Here is an 18,343-nt window from a genome sequence, read left to right as displayed (position 1 = left end):
GATTTTATCCTTTGTAAAAAACCCATTTACTAATTTCTTTCCAAGAAGGCTTTTTGCCATACATCAAAATTCCTACTCGATATACTTTTCCTGCAAACCAAGTTGTTCCTAAAAAGCCAAAGACTAACAGTACAAAAGATAAGGCGATTTCCCAGTTTGGTACTCCAAAAGGTAATCTTACCATCATATCAATTGGTGAAGTCAGCGGGAAAATTGATGCCCAAAAAGCAATCGGACTATCGGGTTTTTGAATAATTACTTGTGCTAAAATAAACGATAAGATAATCGGAATCGTGACGGGAAACATGAATTGTTGTGCTTCGGATGAGTTTTCAACAGCCGAGCCTATCGCCGCAAAAAGTGAACTGTACAATAAATATCCTCCGATATAAAATAAAAAGAAACAGATAATGATTTTTGCAAGCGAAATATTTTCAATTGTTTGAGAGATACTAGAAAGCGGATTTGTATCTTTTACTGAGTCTTGATACTTCTTGATTTCGTCTGAGCCTGCTCCAGATTTTTTTAAGGTTTCCACTTTTTCCTGAATTTTTCCGGACATAATCGCAGTTGTGGCTGTTGAAGCACCAAAAGTAAGTACGCCCCACAATAAAAACTGAGTAAGACCAACCAAACCAACTCCTACAATTTTGCCCATCATTAATTGAAAAGGACGCACTGAAGAAATCATTACTTCAATAATTCTATTACTTTTTTCTTCGATTACACCATTCATTACTTGTGAACCATACAAGAATGCTGAAATGTACAATATCATTCCAAAAATACCCGCCAAAATCATTGCACCAGTCGAACTGCTGCTTTGTTCGCCACCATCTTCATCCAAAGTATAGGTTTTTGCATTTACGTTTACCTTGTTTTCTTCCAGTACTTTTAAATCAATATTGGCTCTTTGTAATTTTATGTTACGTAATTCATTCTGGATTTTTCCTTGAATACTAAATTGAACTGATAAGCCAATGCTCTTTTTACCAACCATTTTTACACCATTAGGATTATCAAGAATATCTTTGGGAATATTCACAACAATGTCGGCATTGCTTTTATATAAATTTTTCTTGGCTTGTTCAAAGGTAGTTTCAATGAATTTAAAAGTAATATCTTCTTCAGATTGCAATTTGCCTTTGAATAATTTACTTTCATCGACAACCTCAATCGTTTTGGTATCGTTTGAATTTAAAAATAAGTAAAGTGGAATAGCATAAACTGCGGCAATAAGAATTGGCACTAAAAGCGAAGCAATCCAAAAAGATTTTTTTCTTACTCTGGTGGTATATTCTCGCTGTATAATCAGTAAAATCTTATTCATCGTTTTGGGGATTTAAAAGGGAGTATAAAATTGGTTTAGGATTATTTCAAAGAATATCGTTAGCTTCGCCACCAACCACTTTGATGAAAATTTCATTGAATGAAGGAATATTTTCATTGAAAGAAATTAGTGTTACTTGTTCAAGCAAAACAGTAATCATTTGATTTACAGATACTCCTTCAACAAGTTTGATATGAGATTGGGTAATACCATCATCCAAAGGCTTACTATCTAACACTTCAAAAAACAAAGGATTTTCCTTGAGTGTCCCAACAAATTCTATGGTATAAGAATTATCTCTGAAACGATTTTTCACTTCTTTTTTAGCTCCGTGAAGTACCACTTTCGATTTATTAATCAATGCAATGTGGTCACATAACTCTTCAACGGACTCCATTCTGTGTGTAGAAAAAATAATGGTTGTTCCTCTTTCTTTTAATTCTAGGATTTCATCTTTCAATAAATTGGCATTGATGGGGTCGAAACCAGAGAAAGGTTCATCAAGAATAATCAATTTAGGTTCATGAACGATGGTTGCAATAAATTGTGTTTTTTGTTGCATTCCTTTTGAAAGGTCTTCAACATTTTTATTCCACCAATCTTTTATATCGAATTTTATAAACCAATGTTTTAGTTTTTCAGTGGCTTCGGCTTTACTCATTCCTTTTAATTGAGCAAGATAAAGTAGCTGTTCGCCCACTTTCATTTTTTTGTACAAACCACGTTCTTCGGGTAAATAACCGATTACCTCAATATGTTTGGGTTGTAATTTTTCCCCAAGAAGAATGATTTCACCTTCGTCGGGAGCAGTAATTTGATTAATAATTCGAATCAAAGAGGTTTTACCTGCTCCGTTTGGTCCTAGCAAACCAAAAATTGAACCTGCGGGTACTTCAATACTTACTTCGTCTAAGGCAGTGTGTCCTGCATAGCGTTTTACCACATGGTGGGCTTCTAAAATATTCGACATCAACGGTGTGGGTTTAGTTTGTTTTTAGTTTTGGAATGAGTCGCAGAAAGTCTAACAGAATTACAACGACGGTACAAAACAAAAAGAGTTTATCAAAAACTAATATCATTTTTGATAAACTCTCTCATTTGTTTGATAGTCGGCAATATTAAGCTCCTGCTTCTTCGCTAGCCTCAGTACTTGTTACTTCTTCTGAAGCTTCAACTGCTTTTTTCTTTGAAGACTTTTCTTTCTTTTCAACAACTACTTCATCTTCAGTAACAATTGCAATTTTAGCTGCTAATTCTGCTTTTGCTGCTGCTTTTGCTTTTTCTTTTTCTACTTTCTCTGCTTTTTCCTTAGCTTTCTTTGCTTCTTTTTTAGCTTCTTTCTCTTTTTCCTCAGTCTCTTCTTTCTGAAGTTTAGCGTACTTCTTTACAATTTCTTTAGCAGTTTCATCAACCGCTTTCACTAATTTTTTAGCACTTTTTGCATTTAACCCGTGGAGTTTTCCTAAAATAAGGGCTGAGATTTCGTTGGTAAGAGTCTTATTGTTTGATTTCATGATCAATATTAATTTAATATTAAATTATTATTATTTAATTGAAACGAAGGTATCAATAAGCTTGAAAGCAAAAAAGTTTTTTGTGTTAAGTTTTCGAATAACTGATATTAATTATTTTTTGCCGTTAAATATTTGCTTACAAAATCCCAGCAAATTACTCCTGTAGTTACCGAAATGTTTAAAGAATGCTTTGTGCCAAACTGTGGTACTTCTAAACAAAAATCTGCTTGTTCAACCACTTGCTGGCTTACACCAAAAACTTCGTTCCCAAATACAAAAGCATACTTTTTATCAAGTTCAGGTTCAAAACCTAATAAAGATACACTATTTTCAACTTGTTCTACTGCTGCTACAGTATAACCTTCAGCTTGTAATGTTTTGACTAATGCCAAAACATCCTCAACGTGCTCCCAAGTTACAGTTTCATCAGCCCCTAAAGCTGTTTTTTGAATTTCTCTGTGCGGAGGGGTTGCCGTAATTCCACCCAGAAATACTTTATCTACTTTAAAAGCATCTGCGGTTCTGAATACAGAACCAACATTATTCATACTTCTAATATCATCCAAAATTAAAACATAAGGAAATTTTTCTACCTGTTGAAACTCCTCCGCTGAAAGGCGGTTAAGATCATCCATTGACAATTTGCGCATTTTTAAATTATAATTTTATGATTATCGGATTACTCTCAATTCATCCGAAATGAGTGATTGCCATTTTTGTTGTCCTACAAAATTAATACTATGATTACTTTCTGCATCATATTCTTTTTGTAAACGATTCAATTCTCGATACATTTCAATAAATAAAAGTTGTAATTCGCTATCGTAATCATCAATAGTCAACATTTTTGAAGCTTTCTTTTTGTATCGTTCTGCAATCACTTTGGTAATATCAAAATGTAATTGTTCATGAGCAAGATGTTCTTCTGAAAGTGATAGCGAAGTCCAAGATGCACTTTTGAGCATATAAGCTTTTAATTGTAAATCAATATTTAAAACACCGTTTTTAAGATTCGCCAGTGCATTATATTCAAAATTGGTAAAAACTTGTGCCGCATATTTAGTACTCAAAGGTTTACTGCCTTCAAAATCTTTCCATGAAAGTTTATACTTGTTTGACCAAAAAACGGTATCTCCACTTATGGGTTCGTCAATCCCGTAATCAGGTTTAATATTCAATTGAACAGCTTTTATTAACAATGGATTTTTATCAAAATTGACAGTCATCCATTGGTCAAAATAAAGAATTGATTTATCTAATAATCTTCCAATCAAATACTGATAACGGTCAGTTACATTAAAACTGCGAGTAAAAGTAATTTTTGTTTGAAAGGGTGTTAAATCTATTAATGTGGAATCTCGCATGAAACCAAACTCTACTTTAATTTCGCTAGAACCATTCACAATTTTTGAGTTAACTATTTTTTCAACAACTTTCAGCTCTTTTATTTTAAGTACAATTGGGTAAGAAGCGTTATTCTTCTTGGAAAATTTCGTCAGAAATTCATTACTTGCTTTTACTGTTCCATTTAATAATTTCAAATAAACATCTTCTTTTTCTTCATTGTAAATAGTTCCAATTCTACGTTTATCAGGTCGCTCGTCGATAATTTTCAACAAGTAAAAATTATTGTTATTTAATTTAACAGCCGTATTTCCTAAATAAATGATTTTCTCTTGCGCATAAGTAGAAGTTTGCAACATTAACAGAAAAAAAACACAATTTAACACAAGAATTGGCTTGATTTTTTTATACTTTTTCATATCTTAGTAATAAATTATCTAAATTACAAAATGTTAACTATGTCAAATTCAACACAACATTCAGAAGAAAATGAACTTTCAACTGCTCAATTGATTGTTCTGTTTATTGTTTTTGCTACTTTACTTATTTGGCTTGGAGATACCTTCACGGCGACTGTAGGTATTATTGGCGAAGTAATCGTTTTTATTGTAGAATATAATAAAAAGCATAAACTCATTGACCCTTAATCATTTTTTTAACAAAAAAGAGGTTGTTGAAAACACAGAATAATAATTTGTTTTGCAACAACCTCTACTTTAAAAAACTAAGTCATAAAATTGACAACGCTTTTGCCTCTGCAGTTGAAATAATTATTTCAGAATCAACCACGAAATTCTCTTTCTTTACTTTTCCTAAAAAGCTTGATTTCACATCTGTCTCAGCAATAATTGCTTCAAAAATATTATGTTTTTCATGAGCGATTGATACTAAAAAACGGCTTTGTGTTTCCCCAAACAAAAAAGCATCCTTGCGGAAAGCAGAATTTGTTTTAATACTAAAACCTAAACCACGTGGCATTGCCGACTCTGCCAATGCAACAAACAAACCACCTTTTGATAAACGATGAGCAGATTGAATCGCTTTATTGGAAACCAATTTAGTTATTACATCCAGAACTTCTTTTTCTTCGTCTAAATCAAAAGCTGATGATGGTAATGATTCTATTCCTCTGTAAGAATATAAGTATGCTGAAGAAGCAATGTCATTTGTAGAATTGCCTACCAAGTAAATCAAATCGTCATCATTTTTGAAATCAATCGTCATTATGCTGTCTTCACTTTCTATTTGATTTGAAGCTTGTTTATTGAAACACGTTCTTAAAAGATGTTTTACTACTAATATAAGTTCATCATCATTTACATCTTCCACAGTATCAATACTGAAATACTTTGTTTCTTTCATTTCATCAACTGATGGGCTTACCAGTGTTTGACGAGACTCTTGTTGTTCCACTTTTAGTGTCTTTTAATGTTTGTAAAAATATCTTATTGTACCTCGGAAAGCGTAATGGTTTATTTTGTTAAAGGTAAATATATTTCTGACAACGAATAAACAAAAATCGCTTCCTTTTCAGAAAGCGATTGCAATATTTTTATTTTATGTTTTTTACTTCAAAATACCTAAAAGTTTTGCGAGTTGTACTAGAGCGGTGGTATCTCGTGCATCTAGTTTTCGAATCATATTTTTACGATGGTTATCAACCGTGTTCGAGCTAATAAATAGTTTTTCAGCAATTTGTTTAGAATCGTAACCTTTCAAAAGCATTTTAAGTACATCAATTTCTCTGTCCGAAAAAATATCTTGTTTCTTCATTTGCATTTCGCTCGAAGAAAACGTGGTTACAAAATCGCTATTTCTAAAACTTGTTCTTCCTAAATAATTATCCAACTTCTTTACTAAATGTTCAATATCTTGATTAATCAAAAAACATAAAGTTGGCAAGCCTTCTTCATCAAATTCTAGTCCGATTAATTGCACCATTGAATGAAATGATTTTTTACTCGGTCTTAAATACTGAATACCATATCCATAAGCTACAAAATTCTCACGAACTTCACGAGGAGCTTCTTTAATAGAATTGTACATAAATTTCAGTAATTCAGGAATAGCCGAAACATTCTCCATTTTAGGAACCATCATACTCAGCACCATCGGTACTCCCTTCTCCAAAAAAGCATCTGGATGGATTCCCAACGCCAATTCAGTATTCGCTACAAATTTGTAGGTAAGCGTTCGCATATCCAGAATTTGATATACTGCATTTGGCAAAGTAGAGCTAAGACTAAAATATCCTAGTTCTTGTAAATATTTTTCAACCGTTTTTTCCGAAGCACTTCCTGCTACAAGACTCACTGCATCTAAACATTTACGAAACAATTGTTCAATAGAATTATTTGATAACGATTCCATAGTATTTGTAGAATTTACAAGGTTTTAGCAAATACATTTAAAATGAGTATTTTATACTAAAAAAATTCAAAGAAATGTGTAAAATAGACACTTTGGCTATTTAATGAAACTTTAAGATTGCATAACTTTGCATAAGAAATAGGTCTTGAAGTAATTTAATAAATAAAAACTGTCATTAGTCAATGTCAGCTACTTTTATTTACTGTAAAGAATCGTTTCAAAAATGCTTGACCACAACTTTAACTTGATCCATTAGTAAAAATAATCTGACTGCGCAGTACTTCCGCCAGTGTATTTGTTGTCATTAAGTAGATTATTTTTCAAAAAGTCGAAGCTAACCCTTCGGCTTTTTTGTTTTAAAAAGCTTCTAATTGAGCAATATTTTCACTAAATCTTCCTGTGTATCAATATCATAAATACCTTCTGGAAAATCAATACTCATAATTTCATCTGCGTGCTTTTTTAATAGAACTTTTGCCCCAACATCACCATTTAATTTCATTAGTTCTGAAAAATATTTTTTATCAAATAAAATAGGTACGCCTAGTTGATTCGCATACTTGCAGGCAATTATCGAATATTTTGCTTCTGCAAAAGCTTGCACCATTTCTTGCAAAAGTAAGTAGTTGACAAAAGGTTGGTCGCATAATAGTATCAAAATAGCATCAGAAGTATCAAAAAGTTGTTTTACTCCAAAACTGATGGAGCTTCCAATTCCTTCATTCCAGTCAGTATTGACCATTATTTTTATTTTTTGCTGATTTTCTTGGACTAACTCTGTCAACTTTGGTTGTATGATATTTTCATTAGCACCCAAAACAACCAGTACATTATCAGTAATTGATAATGCTAATTGAGCAATTTTACTTACAAGTATTTCCCCTCTGTATTCAACAAGTTGTTTAGGACTTCCCAAGCGACTAGAACTGCCCGCAGCAAGGATTAAAGATGATATTTTCATACATTTTATACAGAATTTTTAACAGCTACACCCACCATGCTATCGGCTGTACCATAATACAAAAACCATTTTTTTTTGAAATAGACCAAACCTTCTATAAAGGTTGTACCAGCTTTGTATTGTCCACGCATTTCGTGAGGTAAATCTGGCTTAATAAAATATTCATCCAATCTATTGATAATTTTTGTTGGATCATTTGCATCAAAAAGCACCTGTCCGCCAGAGTAAGTTTCAGCAGGAAGATGTTGGTCTCTAGTTTCTTCTTTCGCATTTTTGCCATTGTACAATAACAAAATTCCTTTTGATGTCAATAAAGCTGGCGGACCCGGTTCCGTTAAATCACTATCAAATTTTCCAGTTCTAATGTTCATTACATATTTTAGTTCACCGTTTTCTTCAACTAATGGATTCCAATTAATTAAATCATCCGAAGTAGCAATATTTACTCCTTTTTCACCCCAATACATCCAGTACTTTCCTTTGATTTTGGTAGCTATAATTTTACCATTCACCATTTTAGTAATTATTGAACCTGATTTAGACCAAATATTCAAGAATTTTCCAGAATGTGCTTTGGCAAAAGCTGGTCCATGTTTTTTCCAATGAATCAAATCTTTTGAACTGGCAATACACAATCTAGCTACATCACGATTCCAAGCCGTGTAAGCTACTACATAAGTACCGTCGGCACGTTCAACAATTCGTGGGTCTTCACAACCGCCGGGATTATCAAATTTAGCAAACTCATCTTTTGAAGGGTACAAAACAGGATTTTTTCTTCTTGTGAAATGTATGCCATCATTACTCACAGCCAAACCAATTCTGGAAGTACGAAAACCAATATTTGTTCCAGGAGTATCTTCTGCCCGAAATAAAACATAAACTTTCCCGTTTCTAACGATAGCCGCAGGATTAAAAACATCGGCTTTCTGCCATTTTACTGGAATATGTTTCATCGGGCAAGCAAATTCATAACTAGAATCTGCACTTAGAATAGGATTTTCCTTAGGTTTTGAAAAATCAGTTAAAGCCCAATTCGTGTTTTGAGCTATCGTTATATTTCCGAGTAAACAGAAAAGGACGAGTAATTTTAATTTCATAATTATATTGTGATGATTGTTTTTAATAAAGCTATCTAAAATTAAACAATTTAACTACTGGCTAATCCGTATTAACGTTAATAATAATTTCTCATTAAACTTTGTCTTATTTTGCTGAAACAAATCAAGCAGTTTATCTTGCAAAGCATTTTCCAAAATCATTTAACATTATCTTTCTTTATGAAAAAGCTATTCATTATTTATATTCTATTGCTAAGTATTCAGAGTATTCGTGCACAGGTTTTTACAGGAACTCAGGAAATTGAAAGGGCTACAAAAGAAGGATTATATACAACTGTAGCAATTGAAGATAAGTACATCAAACCTATTTTGCAAAATGAACTAGCCAAATATGGTAGTGTAGAAGTAGGCAGAAGTAATGTTTTCAGAATTACAGGCGCAAGAATTTCAAGTATTTCATCAGACCCACTAATGGTTGTAAGTAAGATTAGTTCAGACAAAGGGAAAAATAAAATATTTCTTTCAATTGGTTTTGGTGATGAAGTTTATGTCAATAGCTCACATCCAAAATATTTGGCAGCAGAAAGAATACTTAATGATATTGTTGACCAGCTTAAACGACAAGGAGAAGTTAGGATGGAAGAAAAAAATTTGGATGACATTAAAACCAAACAAATCAAAGCTGTCACTGTAGCTGACCGCCTGACAAGAGCACTGGAAAATAATAAAAGAGAAAAAGACAGGCTTTTACTAAAAATAGAAGAAAATAGAATCGAACTTGAGCGCCTGCAAATGGAAGTAGAACAAAATAAAAAAGACCAACTACTAATGAACGAAGGGTTGATTAATCAGCAAAAAAAAGTAGAAGAAGCAAAAATCAAGTCTAAGAAACAATAATCATTTAAACTAAGGTGAATCCTTTGGGTAAAAAGCTCAAAGGATTTTTTCATTTCAAAACTCGCCATCAAAAATATCCATTCATAAAGTCAAAAGTACCGTCTATTCATTTTCAGGTTGATAATCTTGAAGCTCGTGATAAATTTCACCCATCAAACGAAAAGAATTATTTAAAAGTATCATTTAAACCTATTTTTTTCAAAACTCTAAACAAGAAAACTAAACAAGCAACAACCATGAACGATTCACTTTATCGCATACCTTCAAAAGGACAATTAGGAGGTGTAGCAGCTGGATTATCAGAACGCTTCGGCATTGATGTTTCCATTATTCGAGTACTTTTATTTTTAGGTTTAGTGTTTACTCATGGTATTTTTTTCTGGATGTATATTATCTTGTGGATAGCATTGCCGGTAAAACATCAATGGGAAACAACGGCCACGCCAGATAACGCAACTTTCAACTCAACATTTACTAACATGAAAAAAGATTCAAGCAAAGTTTGGGGAATTATTTTAATAGTTTTAGGTACAATCTTCTTATTAGATGAATGGATTCCTGATTTCGACTTTGGTAAATTCTGGCCTCTTATTTTAATCGGTGTGGGTGGTTATATCATCTTTAAAGAAAAAGATAAGATTGACTTCAATAACGACAAAAATAACTTCTAAATCGACACGTTGAAATCCGTTATCAAATACAATACTAATTTTGATAGCGGATTTTAACCTTAAAGCTTTTTAACAATGAATTCTAAAAATATATTTACGGGAGGTTTTTTAATCTTAATTGGCTTTCTATTTCTTGGAAAAGAATTTGGCTGGTTTAATATCGATTGGCATGAAATTTCAAGACTTTGGCCACTTTTATTAATCTATTTAGGGCTAGTTGCTTTTATTGGTAAAAGTAGTCGCTCGGCAACAGTTATAACAATCATTCTACTTTGTGTTGCTATTCCGATTGTCATTGTAAGAAGTTGTAAAGAAAAAGTAGAAACAACATTCAATGACCATGACATTCATATTGATATGGATGATGATGACAACGATAATGATAACCATGATGATGAAGATTATCATTTCAAAGGAACCAAACAAAAGCTTGTAGAGTCAATGAATCCACTCGTGAAGAATGCTAAATTTGAGTTTTCAGGCGGTGCGGCTGAATTCATCATCAATGGCACTTCAAGTGATTTAGTTGAAGCGGATGCTGATTTAGATTTCGGCAATATTTCACTTAAAAAAACAGGAGATTCAAGCAACCCTAATATTCATTTTGCCTTAAAAGGAAAGAAGAATAATATTCACTTTGGTGACGATAATCACAATAAAATCAATTTGAAACTTAATCCTAATGTAATTTGGGATATGAATTTTGAATTTGGTGCCGGTAAAGCAGATTTTGATTTGAGTGAGTACAAAATCAATAAACTATCAATTAAGACAGGCGTAACCGAAACAGACGTTAAATTAGGCGATAAAGTAGATAACCTAGATGTTCAAGTTGAATCAGGCTTAACTTCAATCGAATTTAATATTCCAGAATCAGTAGGCTGTAGAATTGATGTTGATGGCGGACTAAACTCCAAAGATTTCGATGGTTTTATTCAAAAAAATGGACATTGGGAAACTCCAAATTTTGAAAAATCTACCAAGAAAATTAACATCAGTTTTGATGGAGGTTTACAAGAATTAAAAGTAAAAAGATATTAAAATTACAGCTCAGTTTGACAAGTAGTTTTCGTCAAACTGGGCTATTTTTACTTTGACAAAGCTCTATCAACACAGCATTAGTTCCTTTAGGATGTAAAAAGCAAACCAACTTATTATCTGCACCATCTTTTGGCACTTCATTTAAAAGGGTAAAACCCTCATTCTTTAGTCTATCCATTTCTTCATAAATATTGCCTACTTCAAAAGCAATGTGATGAATACCCTCTCCTTTCTTCTCGATAAATTTTGCAATCGGGCTATCAGCATGAGTTCCCTCTAGCAATTCTATTTTCGTTTGTCCAACTTGAAAGAAAGAAGTAATAACACCTTCTGAAAGTACTTCTTCTTGCTTAAAAGGCGCTACACCCAAAAGTTTGGTAAATAAATCATTAGAAATATTCAAATCTTTTACGGCAATACCAATGTGCTCAACTTGTTTCATCTTTATATTTAATTTTCAAAACCCAAATTAGCTAAAAAAGAAAAACCCCAACCTATAGGCCGGGGTTTTAAATGACTATCTATCTAAAAAAAATTAGATTCTCTTCACATTCACAGCATTTAAGCCACGCTTTCCTTCTTGTACGTCGAAAGAAACAGAGTCATTTTCACGAATCGTTGTTCCAGATAATCCTGTTACGTGTACAAAGATTTCTTCATTAGACTCGTCATCAACGATAAATCCAAAACCTTTAGATTCGTTGAAAAATTTAACTTTACCAGTTTGCATAAAAATTGATATAAAAAAATTAAAAAAAAATAAAAATACTATCGGTTTGTTCTGATTATACTGCTATCAATATATGCAAAACTTATATGTTTAAATCTCGTAAAAGAATAAGATTTGTCAAGCTAACTCGGCTTTCGCCTTTTACTTCTTAACTTAAATGGTTTAAAAGTAATTAATAACCTTAATATAGAATTAGAATTTAATTCCAAACAACATAGCAATCAGGTCTAAAATAAGTTCTGCTACATTTGTAATGAAACCAAAACTTTAAATAATTCACAAAATACTTGTACTGAATTTCACTTTAGATTCATATTACTGAACCCCATTAAAACAATACTTACACTAACTACAATTTCTTAACATTTGCGGCGTTAAGACCTCTTTTACCTTCAACAATATCGAATGATACTTTGTCATCTTGGCGTAAATGTGTTCCGCCTAATGCTGTAACGTGAACGAAGATTTCTTGTCCACTTTCACTGTCAACGATAAAGCCAAAGCCTTTGCTTTCATTAAAAAATTTAACTGTTCCTGTTTGCATGACGTAAAAAAGAATGGTTGATAATGAGACAAAAGTTACCAAAAAACATTAATGTTTTTGATAAATTAATAGCCCTAAAAGTCTAAGATTGATATTCGAAGCATGTGATAATCAAGGAGAATGTGAATCTAAGGGAACCAACGGACTCTTGAAAACTAATTACTTTGTACTAAAAACTTGTCACTCTTTTTACTATTAATATCCAAATGTAAGTATAATTTTGTGTATTCCTATTTTTATATGAATATTTTTTAAAAAAAATAAACAAAAATATAACTATATTTATAAACACTTACACCATTTCAATACAAATTAGTATTAATATAATACAAGCTCTGAAAATACGTTTTAGATTACTCTCTTTTTTTGATAAACCAGCAAAACAATGTAACTTTAATACAGTTTTTATACTGTAACCAATTAAAATTCAGAATTTTGCCCTAAAGCCATGCCAAACACATTAAGATTAAAATACTTTGTTGAACACCACGTTTTTGGTGTTTGTACAAAAATTGGTGAGAAATTAGGAATTTCTACCAGTAGTATTCGTCTGTATTTTGTTTATGTTTCATTTATTACTGTTGGCTCTCCTATTATCATTTATTTAGTATTGGCATTTTGGATGAATATCCGCCGTTACTTACGCCAATACAAAAGCCCATCAGTTTGGGAATTATAAAATTACTTCTGTAATTTATTGTAAGTTTGTACATCATCTACGAAATGTTGCCAAACAACATTTCTTCTGTAAACAGTTGATATAACGTCTTTTCGTTGAATTTGTTTCCTTTTTTTATACCAACTTAGGAAATGAGCATAAAAGTCAAAATGTGCTCTGGCTACCGCCCAACAATCCTCCCAACTATCAAACAAAAGGAATTTAATTCCAGCCACTCCATCCAAAATTAATCTTGTAAAAATTGCTAAGGAAAAGCCTTTGTCAGGATGATTTTTATACAACATGGCTAATCCATTTCTGAAATTCAAAAAAGTCTTATAAGGATTTGATTTATGCAAGGTTCCACCACCTACATGATATACTTCAGAACTTCCACAAGCATAAACTTTATAGCCAGCATGGTGGATTCGCCAACAAAGATCAATCTCTTCCATGTGTGCAAAGAAATCGCCATCAAAACCTCCGACTTGATGAAACACTTCAGCACGAACAAACATGCAGGCACCAGTTGCCCAAAAAACTTCATGGTTATCGTCATACTGTTTTAAATCTTGTTCAATTTCTTGAAAGATTCTTCCACGACAAAAAGGATAACCAAGATGGTCGATAAATCCACCAGCCGCACCAGCATATTCAAAATGGCTTTTCTGATGAAATGCTTTTATTTTAGGTTGGCAGGCAGCAATTGTTTTATCATTATTCATCAATTCAATCACTGGCTCAATCCAATTAGGAGTTACCTCCACATCAGAATTCAGCAACACGTAATATTCAGCTTCGACGAATTCAAGTGCTTCGTTATATCCTTGGGCAAAACCGTGATTTTCTTTGAGCTCAATAATCTTAACGGAAGGGAATGCTGTTTTTAATAATTCCAGAGAACAATCGGTAGAAGCATTATCAGCAACATAAATAGTTGCATCAGAAGAGTATTGTATAACAGAGGGTAAAAAATCAGCTAAATGTTTTTGACCATTATAATTTAAAATGACTACTGCGATTTGATTCATAAAGGAATTTTAGCTATTTTAGGAAAAAGTGTATCATTAAATTGATGGTAATACTACTTCTTTCTTCAAGCTGATAACAGACTGGATTCATGAGATTTGAACATATTTCAATAATTATCGAAATATTAAAATGACTTATTGACAAAGATAATTTGATTTTTTGAAATACTAATCTATCTTAATTATTTATGGCTTTATCAATTTACTTGTTTAGATTTAAGGATATTTTCAATGACAAATACTTAACTTCAAACTAAATGTCAGACAATTCTATTTTCAGACGCAAATCAATTAATAACGTTTTACAACAAAGTGAAGACTCCCACGGTGGGGGTTTAGTGAAGATTCTTGGTGTTCGAGACCTTACTTCATTTGGGATTGCAGCCATTATTGGCGCAGGGATTTTTAGTACAATTGGTAGAGCAAGTTTTGAAGGTGGTCCAGCCGTTTCATTACTTTTTGTATTCGTTTCTATTGCTTGTATTTTCACAGCACTTTGTTATGCTCAATTTGCTTCAATGGTTCCAGTTTCTGGAAGTGCTTATACTTATGCTTATGTATCTTTTGGTGAAATTTTCGCTTGGATTATTGGCTGGGCACTGATTCTTGAATATGCCGTTTCCAATATGGTAGTGGCTATTTCTTGGTCGGAGTACTTCGTTGGAATGCTACATGGTTTTGGTATTAACTTTCCCGATTATTTAACTATTGATTATGGGACAGCCCATAAAGCATTTTTAGAAACCCAAGCTGGCGCTTCTAAGTTTACTGACAGCACTTTATTCGCTGCCAAAGCTTATGAACACGCTCCTGTGTTAGGAAGCGTAAAATTACTTATTGACCTTCCTGCTGGAGTAATTACGATGCTTGTCACTTCTTTGGTATATGTTGGGATGAAAGAATCGAGAAGTGCGAGTAATTTCCTGGTTGTGCTGAAATTAGTGGTAATATTGATGGTAATTTCTGTGGGAGCTTTTTATGTTAAACCAGAAAATTGGTCACCATTTGCACCCAACGGAGCGCAAGGAGTGTTAGGAGGAGTTGCTTCAGTTTTCTTTGCTTTTATTGGTTTTGACTCTATATCAACCACTGCCGAAGAATGTAAAAACCCACAAAGAGATTTACCAAGAGCAATGATTTACTGTCTAATAATTTGTGCGGTACTTTATGTTTGTATCACTTTGGTATTGACAGGAATGGTAAACTATACTGAACTAAAAGTAGATGACCCATTGGCTTATGTTTTTCAGAAAATCAATTTCGATTTCATGGCTGGAATTATCTCTGTTTCTGCCGTAGTAGCCATTACAAGTGCTTTGTTAGTCTATCAGATGGGACAACCAAGAATCTGGATGGCAATGAGCAGAGATGGTTTACTTTGGAAACGTTTTTCAAAAATTCATCCAAAATTCAAAACGCCTAGTTTTGCAACGATTGTTACTGGTTTTGTAGTAGCAGTTCCTTCTCTTTTCTTAGATATGGGATTTTTCGTTGACTTAACAAGTGTTGGAACATTCTTTGCTTTTATTTTGGTTTGTGGTGGTGTTTTGTATTTAGACTATCAAGGTTTATCGAAAGATGCTAAATTTAAAATTCCTTATTTAAATGGACAATTTATTGTGGGTCCATTATTACTTGTTGCAATTAGTTTCGTCATTTATAACAATACTTTTTTCTCGGAACTTGAAGCAAAACCTCTTTTAGCAGTTTTCTGGTTAGTTTGGGGAATTTTATCAGTACTAGCTTATCAACACAAGTTTTCAATTCTTCCAGTTTTAGGTATTTTGACCAACCTTTACTTAATGACAGAATTGGGTGTAACGAACTGGACAATATTCTTAATTTGGCTCGCTATCGGTTTGGTAATCTATTTTATGTACGGTTACAAAAACAGTAAACTTGCGAAGTAATTTCGATAACCATAAATATAATAAAAGGCTTTCAGAGTGTTCTGAAAGCCTTTTATTATGATAAACTATTTCAAAAATTGTTCATTAATCATTACTTCGTCTTCCTGAAAGTAAAGACATATAATATAACAATTGTGCTAACATACCTAAGGCTGCGGCTACGTAAGTCATCGCTGCCCACCATAAAGCATCTTTTGCCATTTCATGCTCTGGCTGGGTTACTACATTACGCTGACTCATCCAAGCTAATGCTCTTCTTGAAGCATCAAATTCTACTGGTAAAGTAATAAAACTAAAAAGTGTCGCTAGGGCAAACATCGCCACGCCAATCGTCAAGACCAATTTATTTCCTGTAGAATACAAAAGCATCATACCAATCATTAAAGCAATTGGCATAAAATTATTAGCAATGCTTAATACTGGCACCATTGCACTACGGAATTGTAACATCGAATAAGCCGTAGCATGTTGCACAGCATGTCCGCATTCGTGCGCTGCTACTGCCGCCGCAGAAGCACTTCTTCCATAATATACATCTGGACTCAAATTAACAGTCTTATCTGCTGGATTGTAATGATCTGTTAATTGTCCTTCAACAGAAATGATTCTTACATCAAAAATTCCATTGTCTCTCAGCATTTTGTCTGCAATTTCTCTTCCAGAAAGCCCATTCGCCAAACCAATTTCTGAATACTCCTGAAATTTACTTTTCAATCTCCATTGCACGAACATCCCGATTCCTGCAAAAACTAAAGTAATTAAATATATGCCTATCATAGCTATTAAATTTGTTTAATTTTCTCAATTAACGAAGTGGTTGAATAACCTTTTACCAAAGGAATTGTTTTTACTTCCCCACCTTTACCCATAACAAAATCAGCCCCAACAATAGTTTCAACTACGTAATCATCTCCTTTTACCAAAATATCTGGTTGAATTTCCTGAATTACTTCAAGCGGAGTTGGCTCGTCAAAAAGAATTACTGCATCTATAAATTCAAAAGCTGCCATCATTCTTGAACGAGCGTACTCATTCACAACTGGGCGAGTCTCTCCTTTCAATCTTTTTACGGAAGCATCGGTATTCAATCCTAAAATCAATTTGTCTCCTAAATTTCTGGCTTTTTCTAAATAATCAATGTGTCCTAGATGAACGATGTCAAAACAACCATTGGTAAAAACTATTTTCTTGCCTTCTTTTTGCCAGTCCTCAGCTCGCTTAATGGCTTCTTCAAGACTAACAATTTTATTTTCAGTCATTTGTTTTCGGTTTAATAAATAAAGTAATCAAAAAACTTACAGCTCCTAAAGCCAACAACGTAATCATCTGAGAACCGTGTATAAATGTTGCTAAGATAATTCCGTCCTTTTGTGGTAAACCATAAAGTACCAAGGCATTTCCTACCAAAAAATGGAAAGGACCGATTCCGCCTTGCGTTGGAGCCGCCATGCCAAAAGAACCCATTGTTAATACAGTAAGCCCTGCCAACAAACCTAAATGAGCAGTTTCTGGAATAGCAAAAAAAAGTACATAAGCCGAAAGCCAGTACATCACCCAGATAAGTATTGAAAAGAAGATAAAGGCAAATGGTTTTTCAAGATGTTTTACACTCATCAAACCATCCAACAATCCATTCAGAAAGCCTACTATTTTGCTCAAAATGGGTACTTCTGATAATATTTCTTGGTACTTTCTGAAAAGATAAATACTTAAAACTCCAGCAATCGAAAGGAAAATCAAAAGGCCAACAATCAGATATACTTTAGAAGCAAACTGTTCTATAAAGAAATGTTGAAGCTTATCATATTCTAAAATTAAGTTCAGCATTAATACAATCAATAAGGATACTACATCAAAAATTCTTTCCGTTAGTACTGTTCCAAATGATTTTTCGAAAGGAATATTATCTGTCTTTTTCAAGCTTCCGCAGCGAGAAACCTCTCCCATTCTTGGAATGATATAATTGGCAAAATATCCAATAAAAATTGCTAAAGTAGTATTGAAAGTAGAAGGTTGGTAGCCAAGCGGTTTCATCAAAATCCGCCATCTTGCCGCTCGACTAACGTGCGCTGTAATTGATAAAATTGCTGAAAGCATTAACCATTTATAATCCGCCTTCTTAAATTCATCAAGCATTTCAGACAAACTAATGTCTTTAAAAACAAACCAAAGTAAGCCTCCCGCCAAAACAAGCGATATGGTGTATTGAAGGATTTTTTTCATAATAGATTCAAAAAAAGGAATTGAGTATTGCTAAGAATCGTATTTTCTATCATCCTAA

22 protein-coding genes are annotated in these 18,343 nt (G+C 32.9%); 6 read left to right on the top strand and 16 right to left on the bottom strand.

Going from position 1 to position 18,343, the window contains the following annotated elements; genetic code table 11:
• Window positions 1–4 precede the first annotated feature (4 nt).
• The 5 genes from ABID42_RS06500 to ABID42_RS06480 form a co-directional block, all read right to left on the bottom strand.
• Window positions 5–1,330: an ABC transporter permease gene (locus tag ABID42_RS06500; RefSeq protein WP_367282946.1), complete on the bottom strand. Its 1,326-nt coding sequence runs from the start codon at window positions 1,328–1,330 to the stop codon at window positions 5–7.
• A 46-nt stretch (window positions 1,331–1,376) separates the two neighbouring features.
• Window positions 1,377–2,300, bottom strand: a complete 924-nt coding sequence (locus ABID42_RS06495; protein ID WP_367282945.1) for an ABC transporter ATP-binding protein — start codon at window positions 2,298–2,300, stop codon at window positions 1,377–1,379.
• Between the two features lie 148 nt (window positions 2,301–2,448).
• The gene (locus tag ABID42_RS06490; RefSeq protein WP_367282944.1) at window positions 2,449–2,844 is read right to left on the bottom strand and encodes a hypothetical protein; all 396 of its coding nucleotides are present in this window, start codon (window positions 2,842–2,844) and stop codon (window positions 2,449–2,451) included.
• 107 nt (window positions 2,845–2,951) lie between these two features.
• Window positions 2,952–3,494, bottom strand: coding sequence for an RNA methyltransferase (locus ABID42_RS06485; protein WP_323260148.1), 543 nt, complete (start codon window positions 3,492–3,494; stop codon window positions 2,952–2,954).
• Window positions 3,495–3,515: 21 nt separating this feature from the next.
• Entirely contained in the window at window positions 3,516–4,607 is a 1,092-nt protein-coding gene (locus ABID42_RS06480) for a hypothetical protein (RefSeq protein WP_367282943.1), read from the bottom strand.
• Between the two features lie 39 nt (window positions 4,608–4,646).
• Here ABID42_RS06480 and ABID42_RS06475 point away from each other — a divergent pair, with 39 nt between their 5' ends.
• Window positions 4,647–4,835 carry a hypothetical protein gene (locus tag ABID42_RS06475; protein WP_323260144.1) on the top strand — a complete coding sequence of 63 codons (189 nt, stop codon included), beginning with the start codon at window positions 4,647–4,649 and terminating at the stop codon, window positions 4,833–4,835.
• Window positions 4,836–4,917: 82 nt separating this feature from the next.
• On the opposite strand, the gene ABID42_RS06470 is transcribed toward ABID42_RS06475, so the two are convergent.
• The 4 genes from ABID42_RS06470 to ABID42_RS06455 all read right to left on the bottom strand — a co-directional run bounded on the left by ABID42_RS06470 (window position 4,918) and on the right by ABID42_RS06455 (window position 8,619).
• On the bottom strand, window positions 4,918–5,601 hold the full coding sequence (locus tag ABID42_RS06470) for an AIR synthase-related protein (protein WP_367282942.1): 684 nt from the start codon (window positions 5,599–5,601) through the stop codon (window positions 4,918–4,920).
• Window positions 5,602–5,754: 153 nt separating this feature from the next.
• Entirely contained in the window at window positions 5,755–6,558 is an 804-nt protein-coding gene (locus ABID42_RS06465; RefSeq protein ID WP_323260140.1) for a response regulator transcription factor, read from the bottom strand.
• Between the two features lie 367 nt (window positions 6,559–6,925).
• Window positions 6,926–7,519: a nucleotidyltransferase family protein gene (locus ABID42_RS06460; RefSeq protein WP_367282941.1), complete on the bottom strand. Its 594-nt coding sequence runs from the start codon at window positions 7,517–7,519 to the stop codon at window positions 6,926–6,928.
• A 5-nt stretch (window positions 7,520–7,524) separates the two neighbouring features.
• On the bottom strand, window positions 7,525–8,619 hold the full coding sequence (locus tag ABID42_RS06455) for a glycoside hydrolase family 130 protein (protein ID WP_367282940.1): 1,095 nt from the start codon (window positions 8,617–8,619) through the stop codon (window positions 7,525–7,527).
• Between the two features lie 180 nt (window positions 8,620–8,799).
• Between ABID42_RS06455 and ABID42_RS06450 the strand changes: the two genes are divergently transcribed.
• The 3 genes from ABID42_RS06450 to ABID42_RS06440 all read left to right on the top strand — a co-directional run bounded on the left by ABID42_RS06450 (window position 8,800) and on the right by ABID42_RS06440 (window position 11,189).
• Complete coding sequence (locus ABID42_RS06450; RefSeq protein ID WP_367282939.1) at window positions 8,800–9,477, top strand: hypothetical protein; 678 nt, start codon at window positions 8,800–8,802, stop codon at window positions 9,475–9,477.
• A 236-nt stretch (window positions 9,478–9,713) separates the two neighbouring features.
• Complete coding sequence (locus tag ABID42_RS06445) at window positions 9,714–10,148, top strand: PspC domain-containing protein (protein WP_323260133.1); 435 nt, start codon at window positions 9,714–9,716, stop codon at window positions 10,146–10,148.
• A gap of 75 nt (window positions 10,149–10,223) precedes the next feature.
• Window positions 10,224–11,189 carry a toast rack family protein gene (locus tag ABID42_RS06440; RefSeq protein ID WP_367282938.1) on the top strand — a complete coding sequence of 322 codons (966 nt, stop codon included), beginning with the start codon at window positions 10,224–10,226 and terminating at the stop codon, window positions 11,187–11,189.
• A 31-nt stretch (window positions 11,190–11,220) separates the two neighbouring features.
• Here ABID42_RS06440 and mce read toward each other — a convergent pair whose 3' ends face one another.
• The 3 genes from mce to ABID42_RS06425 form a co-directional block, all read right to left on the bottom strand.
• Complete coding sequence (gene mce / locus ABID42_RS06435; protein WP_367282937.1) at window positions 11,221–11,631, bottom strand: methylmalonyl-CoA epimerase; 411 nt, start codon at window positions 11,629–11,631, stop codon at window positions 11,221–11,223.
• A gap of 93 nt (window positions 11,632–11,724) precedes the next feature.
• A complete protein-coding gene (locus ABID42_RS06430; RefSeq protein ID WP_184132988.1) occupies window positions 11,725–11,919 on the bottom strand; it encodes a cold-shock protein in 195 nt (64 codons plus the stop codon).
• 349 nt (window positions 11,920–12,268) lie between these two features.
• A complete protein-coding gene (locus ABID42_RS06425) occupies window positions 12,269–12,463 on the bottom strand; it encodes a cold-shock protein (protein ID WP_184132985.1) in 195 nt (64 codons plus the stop codon).
• Window positions 12,464–12,911: 448 nt separating this feature from the next.
• Between ABID42_RS06425 and ABID42_RS06420 the strand changes: the two genes are divergently transcribed.
• Window positions 12,912–13,142 carry a PspC domain-containing protein gene (locus ABID42_RS06420; protein ID WP_184132982.1) on the top strand — a complete coding sequence of 77 codons (231 nt, stop codon included), beginning with the start codon at window positions 12,912–12,914 and terminating at the stop codon, window positions 13,140–13,142.
• A 2-nt stretch (window positions 13,143–13,144) separates the two neighbouring features.
• Here the strand turns inward: ABID42_RS06420 and ABID42_RS06415 are convergent, their stop codons facing one another.
• On the bottom strand, window positions 13,145–14,152 hold the full coding sequence (locus tag ABID42_RS06415; protein ID WP_367282936.1) for a glycosyltransferase family 2 protein: 1,008 nt from the start codon (window positions 14,150–14,152) through the stop codon (window positions 13,145–13,147).
• Window positions 14,153–14,409: 257 nt separating this feature from the next.
• On the opposite strand from ABID42_RS06415, the gene ABID42_RS06410 reads away from it, so the two are divergent.
• Window positions 14,410–16,062 carry an APC family permease gene (locus ABID42_RS06410; RefSeq protein ID WP_367282935.1) on the top strand — a complete coding sequence of 551 codons (1,653 nt, stop codon included), beginning with the start codon at window positions 14,410–14,412 and terminating at the stop codon, window positions 16,060–16,062.
• A gap of 84 nt (window positions 16,063–16,146) precedes the next feature.
• On the opposite strand, the gene ABID42_RS06405 is transcribed toward ABID42_RS06410, so the two are convergent.
• The 3 genes from ABID42_RS06405 to ABID42_RS06395 are packed head-to-tail and all read right to left on the bottom strand — an operon-like array spanning window position 16,147 to window position 18,285.
• On the bottom strand, window positions 16,147–16,839 hold the full coding sequence (locus ABID42_RS06405; RefSeq protein ID WP_367282934.1) for a zinc metallopeptidase: 693 nt from the start codon (window positions 16,837–16,839) through the stop codon (window positions 16,147–16,149).
• A 5-nt stretch (window positions 16,840–16,844) separates the two neighbouring features.
• Window positions 16,845–17,321 (bottom strand): D-glycero-beta-D-manno-heptose 1-phosphate adenylyltransferase, encoded by a 477-nt coding sequence (rfaE2, locus tag ABID42_RS06400; RefSeq protein WP_323260120.1) that lies wholly within the window; start codon window positions 17,319–17,321, stop codon window positions 16,845–16,847.
• Entirely contained in the window at window positions 17,314–18,285 is a 972-nt protein-coding gene (locus tag ABID42_RS06395; RefSeq protein WP_367282933.1) for a lysylphosphatidylglycerol synthase transmembrane domain-containing protein, read from the bottom strand. Before ABID42_RS06395 ends, rfaE2 begins: the two co-directional genes overlap by 8 nt.
• Window positions 18,286–18,343 lie beyond the last annotated feature (58 nt).

Origin of the sequence: Arcicella rosea (assembly GCF_040543805.1) — a bacterium.
Taxonomy (GTDB): domain Bacteria; phylum Bacteroidota; class Bacteroidia; order Cytophagales; family Spirosomataceae; genus Arcicella; species Arcicella rosea.
This window is presented reverse-complemented; position numbering and strand designations above follow the sequence as displayed.